11 protein-coding genes are annotated in these 13,293 nt (G+C 66.1%); 7 read left to right on the forward strand and 4 right to left on the reverse strand.

Annotated features, from left to right (window positions below):
• Positions 1-192 precede the first annotated feature (192 nt).
• On the forward strand, positions 193-873 hold the full coding sequence (locus tag FJU11_RS12050; RefSeq protein WP_141167311.1) for a YggS family pyridoxal phosphate-dependent enzyme: 681 nt from the start codon (positions 193-195) through the stop codon (positions 871-873).
• 58 nt (positions 874-931) lie between these two features.
• Positions 932-1,717, forward strand: coding sequence for an SDR family NAD(P)-dependent oxidoreductase (locus FJU11_RS12055; protein ID WP_141167312.1), 786 nt, complete (start codon positions 932-934; stop codon positions 1,715-1,717).
• 67 nt (positions 1,718-1,784) lie between these two features.
• Here the strand turns inward: FJU11_RS12055 and FJU11_RS12060 are convergent, their stop codons facing one another.
• A complete protein-coding gene (locus FJU11_RS12060) occupies positions 1,785-2,492 on the reverse strand; it encodes a DUF1013 domain-containing protein (RefSeq protein WP_141167313.1) in 708 nt (235 codons plus the stop codon).
• 230 nt (positions 2,493-2,722) lie between these two features.
• Here FJU11_RS12060 and acs point away from each other — a divergent pair, with 230 nt between their 5' ends.
• A complete protein-coding gene (gene acs / locus FJU11_RS12065; RefSeq protein ID WP_141167314.1) occupies positions 2,723-4,678 on the forward strand; it encodes an acetate--CoA ligase in 1,956 nt (651 codons plus the stop codon).
• Positions 4,679-4,756: 78 nt separating this feature from the next.
• Here acs and FJU11_RS12070 read toward each other — a convergent pair whose 3' ends face one another.
• The 3 genes from FJU11_RS12070 to FJU11_RS12080 form a co-directional block, all read right to left on the reverse strand.
• Positions 4,757-6,031, reverse strand: coding sequence for an SAM-dependent methyltransferase (locus tag FJU11_RS12070; protein WP_141167315.1), 1,275 nt, complete (start codon positions 6,029-6,031; stop codon positions 4,757-4,759).
• Positions 6,032-6,437: 406 nt separating this feature from the next.
• On the reverse strand, positions 6,438-6,833 hold the full coding sequence (locus FJU11_RS18340; protein ID WP_181408164.1) for a thermonuclease family protein: 396 nt from the start codon (positions 6,831-6,833) through the stop codon (positions 6,438-6,440).
• 190 nt (positions 6,834-7,023) lie between these two features.
• Positions 7,024-7,248, reverse strand: coding sequence for a DUF1674 domain-containing protein (locus FJU11_RS12080; RefSeq protein WP_141167317.1), 225 nt, complete (start codon positions 7,246-7,248; stop codon positions 7,024-7,026).
• Between the two features lie 103 nt (positions 7,249-7,351).
• Between FJU11_RS12080 and htpX the strand changes: the two genes are divergently transcribed.
• From htpX to purH, 4 genes are all read left to right on the forward strand, one after another.
• Positions 7,352-8,359 carry a zinc metalloprotease HtpX gene (gene htpX / locus FJU11_RS12085; RefSeq protein WP_141167318.1) on the forward strand — a complete coding sequence of 336 codons (1,008 nt, stop codon included), beginning with the start codon at positions 7,352-7,354 and terminating at the stop codon, positions 8,357-8,359.
• Entirely contained in the window at positions 8,350-9,753 is a 1,404-nt protein-coding gene (locus FJU11_RS12090; RefSeq protein WP_181408170.1) for an RsmB/NOP family class I SAM-dependent RNA methyltransferase, read from the forward strand. The genes htpX and FJU11_RS12090 overlap by 10 nt, the downstream gene beginning before the upstream one ends.
• A 93-nt stretch (positions 9,754-9,846) precedes the next feature.
• Complete coding sequence (locus FJU11_RS12095; protein WP_235891007.1) at positions 9,847-11,526, forward strand: heparinase II/III family protein; 1,680 nt, start codon at positions 9,847-9,849, stop codon at positions 11,524-11,526.
• A gap of 146 nt (positions 11,527-11,672) precedes the next feature.
• On the forward strand, positions 11,673-13,289 hold the full coding sequence (purH, locus tag FJU11_RS12100; protein WP_141167320.1) for a bifunctional phosphoribosylaminoimidazolecarboxamide formyltransferase/IMP cyclohydrolase: 1,617 nt from the start codon (positions 11,673-11,675) through the stop codon (positions 13,287-13,289).
• Positions 13,290-13,293 lie beyond the last annotated feature (4 nt).

Here is a 13,293-nt window from a genome sequence, read left to right on the forward strand (position 1 = left end):
TTTCTGGATCGGTTCGGGGCGCTTCGTCGCGAAGGGGCCCGGTACGCTCGATTAAGGGTGTCGCGACACACACCATGAAACCCGGCAACGGTCAACCGCGACGGCCCTTTGGCCGGGCCGGACGATTGGCTTTGCCGGATCGTCACGCTATCTCCCGTCATGCGGGTATGCTGGAAACGAAGGATGACGTCGATGACGAACGCGGATGGGCTTACCGATGTGCGCGAGCGCATTGCCGCCGCCGAGCGGACGGCGGGCCGGGCGGCTGGGTCGGTGACGCTGACGGCGGTTTCCAAGACGTTCGATGCGGATGCGATCCGTCCGGTTCTCGACGCCGGCCAGCGTGTCTTCGGCGAAAACCGCGTGCAGGAGGCGGCCGACAAGTGGCCTGCGCTTCGCGAAGAGGTAGGCGACGTGGAACTGCATCTGATCGGTCCGCTTCAGTCCAACAAGGCGGCCGATGCGGTCTCCCTGTTCGACGTGATCGAATCCGTCGATCGCGAGAAGATCGCCAGGGTCCTCGCCGGCGAGATGAGCAAACAAGGGCGTTTCCTGCCCGTCCACGTCCAGGTGAACATCGGCGACGAGCCGCAGAAGGCGGGGATCGCGATCGCCGAGACCGTCGATTTCGTACGCCGCTGTCGCGATGAGCACGGGCTTAACGTCGAAGGGCTGATGTGCATTCCGCCATTCGAGGAAAATCCGGGCCCCTATTTCGCGCTTCTCGGCGAGCTCGCGGACGATTGCGGGCTTGAAAAGCGATCGATGGGCATGTCGGGTGATTTCGAGACGGCGATCGCTTTCGGCGCGACGAGCGTGCGCGTCGGTTCGGCGATCTTCGGTACGCGTCCCAGGCAGGCCGCGAATGATTGACCGCATCCGCGTGACCGTGATCCTCTGACCAATCCGATCCTCCAGGGAGAGACGTTCGATGGCGCTCGAAGGCAAGACGGCGATCGTGACGGGTGGCGCCCGGGGTATCGGCTACGCGATCGCGAGGCGGTATCTGCAGGATGGAGCGCGCATCGTCATCGCCGATCTCGATGAGGAAGCCGGCGAAGCTGCCGCCGATGCGCTCGATGCGCTCGGCGAGGTCCGCTTCGTCGCAGCCGACGTTTCCGAAGCGCTCGACGTCCACAACCTCGTCGCCGAGACGCTCGATGCGTTCGAGGCGATCGATATCCTGGTCAACAATGCGGGTATCGCCCATTCCGCGCCTTTCCTCGACATCGAGGAGGGGGACTTCGACCGTGTGCTACGCTCGAACCTGAAAAGCGGGTTCCTGTGTTCGCAGGCCGTGGCGCGGCTCATGGTCCAGCGCGTGGCGCAGGAAGGCCCGGCAGGCACGATCATCAACATGGCCGCGCTCGACGCGCATCTGGCCAGTGCGGATCAGCTTTCCTACGCCGTCTCGAAGGCCGGCGTCAGCCAGTTGACCGCCGTCATGGCCGTCGCGCTCGCGCCGCACGGCATCCGCGTGAACGCGATCGCGCCCGGTACCATCCAGACCGACATGCTCACCTGGCTCGGTGAGGACCAGGAACTGCGCCGGCAGGTGCTTGCGCGCACGCCGCTCGGACGCATCGGCGAACCTTCGGAGATCGCCGGCATCGCCGCGTTCCTCGCCTCGGAGGATGCGAGCTACATGACCGGCCAGACGCTCTATGCCGATGGTGGACGTCTCCGCCTCGACCGCGCGATGCCGCTACCGGAATAGCCGGCAAACCGCGCGGCGTCGTTCGGTCGTGCCTCGATCGATGCGAACGACCGTTTCGCGAACCGACCTAACGGCCCTCGTCTTCGTCTTCGTCGCTGTCGTCCGAGCGCTTCATCGAGCTCAGCTTGGCGAAGACGGCCGCGGCGTCGATCTCTTCGTCCTCGTTTGCCGACGACGAGCCGTAACCCGATTCCGTCTCGCTCGCCGGCGCCAGCGTGTCGCCCTCGCCGCCTCCCGCATGGGCGGCGGTGCGGTCCTTGGCTGCCTTTCCGACCTCGAAGTCGAGATCGATCTGCGAGCACAGGCCGAGGGTTACCGGGTCCATCGCCTGGAGGTTGGCCGAATTCCAGTGCGTGCGATTGCGGATCTGCTCGATCGTCGACTTCGTGGTGCCGACGAGACGCGAAATCTGCGCGTCCTTCAGTTCGGGATGGTTGCGCACGAGCCACAGGATGGCGTTCGGCCGATCCTGGCGCTTGGAAACCGGCGTGTAGCGCGGACCCTTCTTCTTCTGCTCGGGCACCCGCACCTTCGGCTCGGAAAGCTTCAGCTTGTGCGTGTTGTCTGCCTCGCCGCGCTCGATCTCCTCGCGGGAGAGCTGGCCCGTCTGGATCGGGTCGAGGCCCTTGATGCCCTGTGCGGACTCGCCGTCGGCAATCGCCTTGATCTCCAACGGATGCAGTTTGCAGAACTGGGCGATCTGGTCGAAGCTGAGTGCGGTGTTGTCGACGAGCCAGACGGCCGTCGCCTTCGGCATAAGCAGTTGCTGGGCCATGGATGCATTCCTTCTGTCCGTCCGCGCCGGTGTCGCGGGCCGTGGATTCCAACCACAATTTCCGGAAAATATGCGCCGTGTATAACGGTGGCGAGGCCCGAATGCAAACGATGCATGGTCCGTATCCGCTGCAAATGCTGGCGACATCTGAGCGATTGTCCCGTGGGCCACGGCTGCTATGTTGCGAGGAATTCGCGTCGCTGCGGCGCGTTGAGAAGGAGGAGGAAACGATGTCTGCCAAGCTTCACCCCGTGCCCGAAGACGCGAAGCGGCGCGCCCTCGTCGACAACGAGACCTATCTCGCCTGGTACGAGCGCAGCGTGATGGATCCCGAAGGGTTCTGGCGCGAGCACGGCCAGCGGATCGACTGGTTCACACCCTTCACGAAGGTGAAGAACGCTACCTTTTCCGGCGATGTATCGATCCGCTGGTTCGAGGACGGAACGACCAACGCCGCCTACAACTGCATCGACCGGCATCTCGAAAAGCGCGGCGACCAGGCGGCGATCATCTTCGAAGGCGACGAGCCGGATACCGCAAGGACGATCACCTATCGCGCGTTGCACGAGGAAGTCTGCCGGCTCGCCAACGTGATGAAGGCGCGCGGCGTCGCAAAGGGCGACCGTGTGACGATCTACATGCCGATGGTGCCGGAGGCGGCCTACGCGATGCTCGCCTGCGCGCGTATCGGCGCCGTTCATTCTGTCGTCTTCGGCGGCTTTTCGCCCGAAGCGCTCGCCGGCCGCATCGTCGATGCGCAATCGACCTTCGTCGTGACCGCCGACGAGGGCGTGCGAGGCGGCAAGACGATCCCGCTCAAGGCGAATGCCGACAAGGCGTGCGATATCGCCGGGCGGGACGGCGTCACGGTCGAAACCCTGCTGACCCTGAAACGAACGGGTGGTGACGTCGCCTGGAAGGAAGGGCGCGACGTCTGGTATCGCGATGAAACGGAAAAGGTCGAGGCCGATTGTCCGGCCGAGGAGATGAGCGCGGAAGACCCGCTCTTCATCCTCTACACTTCCGGCTCGACCGGCAAGCCGAAGGGCGTGCTGCATACGACCGGCGGCTACATGGTATGGACGTCGATCACGCACCAGTACGTCTTCGATTACCATGAGGGCGACATCTACTGGTGCGCGGCCGATGTCGGCTGGGTGACCGGCCATTCCTATATCGTCTACGGGCCGCTTGCGAACGGTGCGACGACGGTGATGTTCGAGGGCGTACCGACCTATCCGGATGCTTCGCGACTCTGGCAGACGGTGGACAAGCACCAGATCAACATCGTCTACACCGCGCCGACGGCGATCCGCGCGCTGATGGGTGCGGGCAACGAATACGTCTCGAAGACCTCGCGCTCGTCGCTCCGCGTGCTGGGCTCGGTCGGCGAGCCGATCAATCCGGAAGCATGGGAATGGTATCACACCGTGGTCGGCGAAGGCCGGTGCCCGATCGTCGATACCTGGTGGCAGACAGAAACCGGCGGCATCATGATCACGCCGCTGCCGGGTGCAACGGACCTGAAGCCTGGTTCGGCAACGCGTCCCTTCTTCGGCGTGCAGCCGCAGCTCGTCGACGCCGAAGGCGCGGTGCTGGAAGGGGAAGCCGACGGCAATCTCTGCATCACCGATTCCTGGCCGGGCCAGATGCGCACGGTCTACGGAGACCACGACCGCTTCATCAAGACGTACTTTTCCGCATACCCGGGCAAGTATTTCAGCGGTGACGGCTGCCGGCGCGATACGGACGGCTATTACTGGATCACCGGGCGCGTCGACGACGTCATCAACGTCTCCGGCCACCGCATGGGAACCGCCGAAGTCGAATCGGCGCTGGTCGCCCACGAGGCCGTCTCGGAAGCGGCCGTCGTCGGTTATCCGCACGCCGTCAAGGGACAGGGGATCTATTGTTACGTGACCCTGATGGGCGGGCGCGAATGGTCGGAGGACCTGCGCAAGCAGCTTGTCGCGCAGGTGCGCAACGAGATCGGCGGCATCGCCACGCCGGACAAGATCCAAGTGGCGCCGGGCTTGCCTAAAACCCGTTCCGGCAAGATCATGCGTCGTATCCTGCGCAAGATCGCCGAGGACGACTATGGTTCTCTCGGCGATACGTCGACACTCGCCGACCCCGGCGTCGTCGACGACCTCATCGCCAACCGGCAGAACCGCAAGGACGCCTGAGCCGGAAGCGCCCTATCCCGACGTACGCCCCCTTTTCATCGAGGGAAGGGCACGCACGTCGTGACCTGGAGTGACGGATCATCGGACGTAGAGGTCCGCGCGTGTCGGCGGCAGGCCGGCGTGGCCACGCCGGCGCTTGGTTGCGACCGTCTGGTAGATCTGGACTGTGCCGCGTTCGAAGGCGAGCGCGCAACCGGTGAGATAGAGCTGCCAGAGCCGGGCCCGGGGGCCGCCGATCTCGCCGGTCGCCGCTTCCATGTTCTCGTGGAGCCGGTCCGCCCAGAGCCGGCAGGTCCGTCCGTAGTGCTCGCGCAGGTTCTCGACGTCGTGAGCCTCGAAACCGCAGCCTTCCAGATTGCCGAGCGTCATGCCGATATGGTCGAGTTCACCACCAGGAAAGATGTATTTCACGAGCGCCCGATGTTCCGGGCTCTTCCGGTTGAAGGCACGGCGGGTGCGTTTGGCCCGCCGGGTGATTGCGTGATGCAGATAGATGCCGTCGGGTGCGAGGCGCTTGCGGATCGCGTCGAAATAGGTCTGGTGGTTGGCGATGCCGACGTGCTCGAACATGCCGACCGAAGCGATCTTGTCGAATTTCCCGTCGAGTTCGGTGTAGGAGCCGACGTGGATCCGTATGCGATCGGAAAGCCCTTCTGCCTCGATCCGCTCGCGGGCGAGCGCGGTCTGTGCTTCCGACAGGGAGACGCCCGTCGCGGTCACGCCATAGTGCTTCGCCGCATGGATCAGCAGCGCGCCCCAACCGCAACCGACGTCGAGGAAGCGCTCGCCGGGCTTCAGACGGAGCTTGCGGCAGATATGGTCGAGCTTGTCGCGTTGGGCTGTGTCGATGTCGTTCGCCCAGTCGGTGAAGTACCCGCAGCTATAGACCATCCGCTCGTCGAGAAAGAGCCGATAGAAGGCGTTGGACACGTCGTAATGGTGGGTGATTGCGGCCTTGTCCGAGCCGTCGGCGGAGGACTGGCTGCTGGCGAGGCGTTGTGAACCGCGCTTGCCGCCGGCAAAGAAGAGCGCCGGCAGGTCGCTGGCGAAGCGCCATCGCAGGAGTTCCCTCAACCGCTTCTTGAGCTTGCCGCGCGAACCGGCCTCGGCGATGTCGAAGAGCGTGCCGTTCTCGACGTCGATGCGCGCGCCCGCCCACAGTTCGGCAAGCGTCGCAATGCCCGGCCTGCGAAGGAGCACGGCCACCGCGTGCGGATCGCGAACGACGAGCGTCAGGCCGTCCGCGCGTTCCTCGCCGAGGCGCCTGCCGTTCCACAGCGTCACCGGGAAGGCGGGCTCGGCGGCGTCGACGATGGCGGCGACGACCGCCTCGGCGCGTGCTTCGATGGTCATGGGCGATCCTCGGTCGGGCGGATGGTTGGGGCGAAACGCGGTCGGCAGGTACGGTCGGCGAAAATACCGCTACAACCGGACTTGCCAAGTGCCGATGCGTCCTGCATCCTGAACGCGATCTTCAACGTAATGAAAGGAGGTGATCCGATGTCCAGTGATTTCGTTTTCCGTTGCGAGGCCATGGCGGATCGCCTGAACGAGGGGCAGCCCCTTCGTTAAGCGCGTATTCCGCGCAGCGCTTGCGCAGTGAGCCCGTGAGGCATCGATCGATGACCGCAGACCGGGTGCGCACCTGACGGCGTTGCAGCGGACGGAAGCACGAAAGGCCCTCTCCAAGATCCGGAGAGGGCCTTTTTGTTTCACGTGGAACATTCTCTTGAAGCGACGCCGGCGCCGATTCCGGCATTCAGCCGTTCCGCGAACACGTCCATTCGGCGCGCCGACCACCCTGGTAGCGAACCGCAAGCTTCTTGCCCAGCAAGGTCCGCGATAGGTCCTTGCCGTTCGCGGTCTCGACGTTGGCAAGAACGCGGCCGAAATATTTTCCTCCTGCGATGTCCGTGAGCCTGACATGGTCGCTTTCGCCAAGCAGGCGACGAACGGCATGCTTTGCGCGTTCTGCCGCCTTGCGTTCCGAAGCGCACGACGCATGCAACTCCGGCGTATCGACGCCGCGCAAGCGTACCGCGACGCGAACGCGCTGTTGCGGCCATGGCTCGGCGTCGACGAGCACGGTGTCGCCGTCGACGACACGTACCAGTTGGGCTTCCACCGGTCCGGCGATCAAGTCGGAATGTGCCATCGAGGGCGCCGCGGCAGCGAAAATAGCGAGTACGGAGCACGCAGTGAAACGACAGATTTCGAAGGTCATGAAAGGAATATATTCCACATTGGTCGAAAATGCAACCGCAGGCTGTCTTACCCTCGAGGACTTCGAACATCCAAAAGCATCGCTGCAAGGCGTTGGACGAGCCGTACCGCGACGTTGAGATCTAGAAGTCGATCGCCCGGCCCTTGATCTCCCAATCGCCGTAGCGTGCCGGATCCTTGCCGCCGCGTCCGTCGATTTCCTTGGCGCGTGCGGCCTCTTCGGCATCGATCCGGCGGCGTCGTTCCGCTGCTTCGGCGAGTGCCCGTCGTGCTGCGGGCGTCAGCGGTTTTTCGATCGGAGGCTGGACATTTTCGTCGGGTTCGGTTCCGTGTTGGTCGTCATCCATCGTTTCGTTCCCTGACCGCATTGAACCGGCTCGCGCCGCTTCCCATCATATATGGGTTGCGGGGCGCGAGCCAAGGCGCCGGATGGTCATCGAGGAGACCGCCATGAATCTGGTACGCACAGCGATGCTGATCGCCTTTCTCACCGCCCTGTTCATGGGCGTGGGATACATGATCGGCGGTTCGGGCGGCATGATCATCGCGTTGATGATGGCAGCCGGCATGAACCTCTTTTCCTACTGGAACGCCGATAAGATGGTGCTGAAGATGCACCATGCGCGCGAGGTCGATCGCAATGCGGCGCCCGAATATTACGGCATCGTCGAGGGACTGGCACGGCGTGCCGGCCTGCCGATGCCGAAGGTCTACCTGATCGACAACGACCAGCCGAACGCCTTCGCTACCGGCCGCAACCCGCAGAACGCGGCCGTCGCCGCGACCACGGGACTCCTCTCGCGGCTTTCGCGTGAGGAGATCGCCGGGGTGATGGCACACGAGCTCGCCCATGTGAACAATCGCGATACGCTGACGATGACGATCACTGCGACGCTTGCCGGCGCGATCGCCATGCTCGGCAATTTCGCCTTCTTCTTCGGGGGTGGGCGCAATTCCAACAACCCCTTCGGCTTCGTCGGCATTCTCGCGGCGATGATTGTCGCGCCGCTCGCTGCGATGCTGGTGCAGATGGCCGTCAGCCGCACGCGCGAATACGCCGCCGATCGCAAGGGCGCCGAGTTCTGCGGCAATCCGATGTGGCTCGCCTCCGCCCTCGGCAAGATCGCCGGCGGGGCCAAGGTGCCGAACGCCGATGCCGAGCGCAATCCGGCGACGGCCCACATGTTCATCGTCAACCCGCTGTCGGGCAAGAACATGGACAGCCTGTTCTCCACCCATCCGGCGACGGAAAACCGGATCGCGGCACTGCGCGCGCTTTCGGCTTCCGGTGAGCTGGCAGGCGAGCCGGCAAATTCGACCCGGGCGCCACGCGGACCATGGAACGGCGCGGATCGTACGGCGCGGCGCGAGCCACAGCCCCGACGAGGTGGGTCGATCGTGCCGGATGCCGGTTCGCGTCCCGGCCGGGACGATCGCCCGAAGGGCCCGTGGTCTTGAGCCGCGGCGCGCCGGCGTCCGCAAGGAGCTCTCGTCCGCAAACCGCAAGGCCGCCGCAGGCCACGAACAACGCGAGTGCCAAGCCGGGCCTCGCGGCGCGTCAGGTCGCGGGCCGGCTGCTCGCCGCCGTCGTCGATCGGCAGGTCTCGCTCGACGGCATGCTCAACGCCACGGGCGGAAACGCCGCCTATCTGGCGCTTTCGAACGCCGATCGAGCATTGGTGCGGGCGATCCTCGCGACGGCCCTGCGTCGGCGCGCGGCGATCGAAACCGCGCTGCGCCACCTCGTCGAGCGGCCCTTGCCCGAAGGTGCCCGGAGCCTGCACTTCATCCTCTGCGTCGGTGCCGCGCAGATCCTCTATCTCGACGTTCCCGATCATTCGGCGGTCGATCTCGCGGTGGCGCAGGCCCATGACGATCCACGCGGGCGCCGCTTCGCCAAGCTCGTCAACGCCGTGCTCAGGCGTCTGTCACGCGAAAAGGACGTGCACCTCGCCAAAGCGGACCCGCCGCTTCAGGGCCTGCCAGACTGGTTTCGCGACCGCCTCGTATCGATATACGGATCGAAGGCCGATGCGATCGCCGCCATGATGGCCGAACCGCCGACGCTCGACCTCACCGTGCGACGCGACGCCGAAACCTGGGCCGAACGGCTCGATGCCGAATGCCTGCCGACCGGCACGGTGCGCCTCGTCGAGCAGACCGGATCCGTCGCGGACATGCCGGGCTTTGCGGAAGGGGCCTGGTGGGTGCAGGATGCCGCCGCCGCCCTGCCTGTAAAGCTTTTCGGCCCGCTCGAGGGCATGCGTGTCGGCGATCTGTGCGCCGCGCCCGGCGGCAAGACCGCACAGCTTGCCGCGGCCGGCGCGCGCGTGACGGCGATCGACCGTTCGGCGAACCGCCTCGTGCGGCTGCGCGAAAATCTCGCCCGTCTCGGTCTCGAGGCCGAGTGCGTTCAGGCGGATCTCCTCGCCTATACGCCCGAAACCCTGTTCGATGCCGTGCTGCTCGATGCGCCGTGTTCGTCGACCGGTACGGCCAGGCGCCATCCGGACGTGCCGTTCACCAAGTCCCCGGCCGAGATCGAGAAACTCGCCGACCTTCAGCTGCGTCTGCTTTCGCACGCGGCGGGTCTCGTTCGCCCGGGCGGGTACATCGTCTACTCCACCTGCTCGCTCGACCCGCGAGAGGGCGAGGATGTCGTCGCCCGCGCGTTGAGCGATGACGAGCGCCTTTCGCGCGTTCCGGTTGCCGAAGCGACGCTTCCGGGTCTGGCCGAAGCCATCCAGGCCGACGGCAGCGTGCGCACGACGCCGGCGATGCTCGAACGCGTGCCGGCGCGCGTCGGGGGCCTCGACGGCTTTTACGCGGCGGTGCTTCGCCGCGCGGGTTGAGGAACCGCAGCGCACGCAATACGTTATGCGCAGCGTGCCCCTGTGATAGGCCGTTTCGTGAAAGACAGCGTCGCTCCCGGTCTGGACCCGTTCTTGGCATCACGTTCCATCGTATCCGAAAGCCCGGCCCGTCGTTTTCTTGCCGAGGCGCGGCGTCGGCTCGCCCGTCGCAGGGCCGCATGGGGCGTTTCGGCACGGCGGCTGACGAGCGGACCGGACCATATCCTCGTCGCGCCGGCGGACCTGCGCGCCGGCGACGCCCATATCGCCGACGAGATCTATGCCGGTCGCTTTCCACTCGCCGGCCGCATTCTCGAAACGCAGGGTGCCTCGCCGTTCACGATCGCGCTTCCCTCGCGCGAGTTCGCGGAGGAATTGCACGCCTTCGCGTGGCTGCGAAACCTGCGCGCCGCCGGCCACCCGCTTTCCTACGCCAACGGCCGTGCGCTCGTCAGCGACTGGATCCGCCTGCACGGCAACCGCGCCGAGGGTGTCGCCTGGGAGATCGACGTCGTCGCGCGGCGCCTCATCGCATGGCTTTCGCACTCTTCCATCCTGTTCAAGGATGCCGACAGGCGCTTTCGCCGACGTTTCCTCAAGAGCCTTTCCGTCCAGGCGGCCTATCTCGGCCGTGTCGCCGCGAGCGCGCGCGACGGCGAGGAACGCATGCGCGTGCGCATCGCGCTTGCCCTCGTCAGCATATGCCTGCCGGCGACGCCGTCGGCGATCAGGCTCGCGGCGCGCCGGCTCGACGCCGAACTCGACCGCCAGATCCTGCCCGACGGAACGCATATCTCGCGCAATCCGCAGGCCGCGCTCGATATTCTCGTCGACCTGCTGCCGCTTCGCCAGAGCGCGGCAAGCGTCGGCCACGATCCTTCGGTGCGCCTGATCAGCGCCATCGATCGCATGTTCCCGGCGCTGCGCTTCTTCCGTCACCGCGACGGCGCGCTCGCCCTCTTCAACGGTGGGAGCGCCGCTTCGGGGGAAAGGCTGGCCGCCGTCCTTCGCCACGACGACACGACGGCCGGGCGCCTGCGCGAGCTGCCGCATGGCGGTTTCCAGCGCCTCGGTGCGGGCGATACGGTGGTGATCGCCGATACCGGACCGACGCCTGCCGGAAACGTGGGCCTGCAGGCGAATGGCGGGTGCCTCGCCTTCGAGATGTCGACGGGGCGCGATCGGCTGATCGTCAATGCCGGCGCACCGGTTCACGACCGCGAGACCTATCTGCGCTTTTCCCGGGCGACGGCCGCGCACTCGACCGCGACGATCGCCGACATTTCGCAGGTTCGCGTCGAGACGTCGCGTTTCGCCGGCCCGCGCCTCGTCGCCGGCGTGACGAACGTCACGGCGACACCGCAAGACAGCGATACGGGAGCGCGCGCGTTTTCCGCCACCCACGATGCCTATCTCGCCCGCTACGGCATAAGCCACGAACGCCAGCTTCGCCTCGAGGCGGACGGCAGCTCGCTCATCGGTCGCGACCGCTTTCTCGGCGCAGACGGCAGGCTTGCCGATACCGTGCGGCTGGAAGCGGTGCTGCGCTTCCACCTTCATCCGGCCGTTACCGTCGAGGAACGCGACGGCGAGATCGTGCTGGTTCCGCCCGGCGGTCATCGCTGGGCCTTCGTGTGCCTCGACGCGCAGGCGAAGGTGGAGGACGACGTCTTCTTCGCCGACAGCGCCGGCCCGCGCCGCTCGCACCAGATCGTCGTTTCCGTCATCATCTCGCAAACGCCGGAACTGCAGTGGACGCTCGGACGAGCCTGATCGTCTCAAGCGCGGCCGGCGGCACGCCTCGTATTCCATCCTCCCGTCGCCTGTGCTAGAGCCGCGACGAGCTTGATCCCGCCGGTCGCCCGTGCCGAAGCGCCCTTCGGGCCGGCCGGCTCCTCTTCCCGGGAACCGCAGACATCATGGCCGTAGCATCCAAGTCCATTCCCGCGCCGGAACGCGTGAACGTGCGCCGTGCGCTTCTTTCCGTCTTCGACAAGACGGGCCTGACCGATTTCGCCGGAGCGCTCGCGGGCCGCGGTGTCGAACTCGTCTCCACCGGCGGTTCGGCGCGTGCGCTCGCCGCGGCCGGCCTTTCGGTCGCCGACGTGTCGGACGTCACCGGCTTTCCGGAAATCATGGACGGGCGCGTGAAGACGCTGCATCCGGGCGTGCATGGCGGTCTGCTCGGCATCCGCGACGACGAAACCCATGCGGAGCAGATGCGTGAGCACGCCATCGCCGGCATCGATCTGCTGGTCGTCAACCTCTACCCCTTCGAAGAGGTGCGTGCTGCGGGCGGCGACTATCCGACCACCGTCGAGAACATCGACATCGGCGGGCCGGCGATGATCCGCGCGGCCGCGAAGAACCATGCCTATGTCACGGTGCTCGTCGATCCGTCGGACTACGACGCGTTGATCGGCGAACTCGATGCCAATGACGGGGCGCTGACCTACGCCTTCCGTCAGAAGATGGCGGCCAAGGCCTATGCGCGCACCGCAGCCTACGACGCGGCGATCGCCAACTGGTTCGCCGAGGCGCTGGACGTTGCCGAACCGGCGTACCGGGCGATCGGAGGGCGGCTCGCGCAGACGATGCGCTACGGCGAAAACCCGCACCAGACGGCCGGCTTCTACGTCACCGGCGAGAACCGGCCGGGCGTCGCGACGGCGCGTCAGATCCAGGGCAAGCAGCTTTCCTACAACAACATCAACGATACCGACGCCGCCTTCGAATGCGTCGCCGAGTTCGCTCCGTCGGCGGGTGCGGCCTGCGTCATCGTCAAGCACGCCAATCCGTGCGGCGCGGCACTCGGCGATACGTTCGCCGAAGCCTATCGCAAGGCACTCGCCTGCGATCCGGTTTCCGCCTTCGGCGGCATCGTCGCGCTGAACGGCGAACTCGACGCCGACGCCGCACGAGAGATCGCCGAGGTCTTCACCGAGGTCGTCATTGCGCCTTCCGTCAGCGACGAGGCTGCCGAAATCCTTGCGGCGAAGAAGAACCTGCGCCTCCTCGTGACCGGCGGTCTGCCCGATCCGCGCACGCCCGGCATCGCGGCGAAGACGGTCGCGGGCGGCCTCCTCGTCCAGGCGCGCGACGCCGGTGCCGTCGAGCGCGACGATCTGAAGGTCGTCACTCGCCGGGCGCCCGAGGCCGGCGAGATCGACGATCTGACCTTCGCCTTCACGATCGCCAAGCACGTGAAGTCGAACGCCATCGTCTATGCGCGCGACCGCGCGACCGTCGGCATCGGCGCGGGCCAGATGAGCCGGGTCGATTCGGCACGCATCGCCGCACGCAAGGCCGGGGATGCAGCCGAAGCGCTCGGTCTCGACGAGCCGCTGACGAAGGGCTGCGTCGTCGCCTCGGACGCCTTCTTCCCCTTTGCCGACGGCATGCTTGCAGCCGTGGAGGCGGGCGCGCGGGCCGTCATCCAGCCGGGCGGCTCCAAGCGCGACGACGAGGTGATCGCCGCCGCCGACGAAAACGGCATCGCCATGGTCTTCACCGGCATGCGCCACTTCAGACACTGACGCG

Origin of the sequence: Pararhizobium mangrovi (assembly GCF_006516965.1) — a bacterium.
Taxonomy (GTDB): Bacteria; Pseudomonadota; Alphaproteobacteria; order Rhizobiales; family Rhizobiaceae; genus Pararhizobium_B; species Pararhizobium_B mangrovi.